This window comes from Streptomyces sp. NPDC058637, assembly GCF_042717325.1.
Lineage (GTDB): Bacteria > Actinomycetota > Actinomycetes > Streptomycetales > Streptomycetaceae > Streptomyces.
In genome coordinates this window covers 1-2,102 of record NZ_JBHXRD010000069.1, presented here as the reverse complement: position 1 = coordinate 2,102, position 2,102 = coordinate 1, and the positions used below count along the sequence as shown (strand labels likewise).

The window sequence follows — 2,102 nt, the reverse complement described above, 5'->3', positions numbered from 1 at the left end:
CGCACCGGACGCACCATCGGCACCAACGCCACACGCCCACCCACCGACGAACCCACCACCCGCTCCGCCAACGCCACCACCGACTGCGCGTCGAAGATGTCCCGGAAAGGCAGCTCGATGCCGAAGGTGGCACGGACCCGGCTCACCAGGCGGGTGGCGAGCAGCGAATGCCCACCCAGATCGAAGAAGCTGTCGTCGATCGACACCGACGGGACGCCGAGCAGTTCGGAGAACAGGTCGCAGAGCGTGCGCTCGATGTCGTTGCGGGGTGCCCGGGCGGTGCTGTGCCGGGGCTCGGGCAGCGCGGCGCGGTCGATCCGGCCGTCCGCGGTGTACGGGAGCGCGTCGAGCACGACGCAGTGCGCCGGCACCGCGTGTCCGGGCAGCACGGTCGCGGCATGGGCCCGCAGGGCCGCGGTGTCCGCCGGGGCCGCCGGGTCGAGGGGCACGTGGTACGCGACCAGCGCGGGCTCGCCCGAGGGGCCGGGACGTACGGTCACGGCCGCGGCACCGACCGCGGGGTGCCCGGTCAGCGCCCGCTCGACCTCGCCGGGTTCGACACTCCTGCCGTCGAGGGTGAGCCGGTCGTCGGTGCGGCCCAGGAGCTCGACCGTACCGTCACGGGTGATCCTGGCCAGGTCGCCGGTGCGGTGGAGCCGGGAGCCGGGCGGACCGTAGGGGTCGGCGACGAACCGCTCGGCGGTCAGCGCGGCACGGCCGAGGTAGCCGTGCGCCAGCTGGGCCCCGCCCAGGTACAGCTCACCGGGGCTGCCCGGGGGCAGGGGCATGAGGCCGGCGTCGAGCACGAAGGCACGGGTGTTCCAGACGGGCCGGCCGGCGGCCGGGTACGCCCCTGTGTCCCCGGTCCCGACGGTGTGCGCGAGGGCGTCGAACGACGCCTCCGCCGGCCCGTGCAGGACATGGAGCTCCACTCCGGGAAGGTGTGACCTCAGCCGTTCGGCCAGTCCGGCGGGCAGCGGCTCGCCGCTGCACAGCACCCGGCGCAGTCCGGTGCAGTGTGCGGACTCCGGCTCGGCGAGGAACGCCTCCAGCACGGAGGGCGCGAAGTGGGCCGTGGTCACGGCCTCGCGCCGGATGAGCCGGGCCAGGCCGACCATGTCGCGGTGGCCGCCGGGCAGGGCGACCACCTGGGCGGCGCCGAGCACCAGCGGTGCGAGGACCTCCCAGACCGATACGCCGAGGTCCGCGGGTGCCTTGTGCAGGATCCGGTCGTCCGGGCCGAGACGGCAGGCGTCCCGCATCCACAGGAGCCGGTTCACGATGCCCCGGTGCGGTACGAGCACACCGCGCGGGGAACCGTCCGGGTCGGCGGTGTGGACCAGGTACGCCGGGGAGTCGGGCAGTGGCCCGGGGAGCCGGGCGGCGGTGCCGACGACGGTGTGCTTCTCGTCGCTGTGACCGCCGGGTCCCAGCAGGAGGACCGGGCCCGAGGTGGTCCCGGCCAGGGGCCGGCAGCCCTCCGTGGTGATGACCGCGGCGGGCGAGGCGCCGGCCAGGACGGCACCGACCCGCTCGGCCGGGTGGTCCGGATCGACGGGCAGGCACACCGCACCGGCCCGCAGCACCGCGAGGTGGCCGACGGTCAGTGCGGCGGAGCGGGGGACGGCGACGGCGACGGTGTCCCCGCGGCGTACTCCCCGGGCGGCGAGGAGCGCGGCCAGCGCGGCCGAGCGCTCGTCCAGCTCCGCGTAGCTGAGCTGTGCGTCATGGGCGAGGACCGCGGGCGCGTCGGGGGTCCTGGCGACCTGGGCCGCGAACAGCCCGGCGATCGTCCCGGGCTCCGGACCCGTGTCCGTCGCGGCCGGCAGCTCCAGCACCCGCCCGGTGTCGTTCCAGCCGGTCAGCAGTCGCTGCCACTCACTCGATTCGAGGAGGTCCAGCTGGCTGATCGGCATCGCCGGGTCGGCCGCGCCCAGGGACAGCAGACGTACCAGGCGCCGGCCCAGGTCCGTGACCGTCTGCTCGTCGAAGAGGTCGGAGCTGTACTCCACCGTGACTTCGATGCCGGCCGGGGCGCCGTCCAGATCCGTGCGCTCGACGAAGTTGAACCCCAGATCGAACTTCGCCGCACCACCCTCACC

At 74.9% G+C, this 2,102-nt stretch carries 1 protein-coding gene; it reads right to left on the bottom strand.

Features of this window, described 5'->3' with window-relative positions:
- On the bottom strand, window positions 1–2,102 hold a 2,102-nt coding region (locus ACFWVP_RS34755), incomplete at both ends, for an amino acid adenylation domain-containing protein (RefSeq protein WP_384502162.1).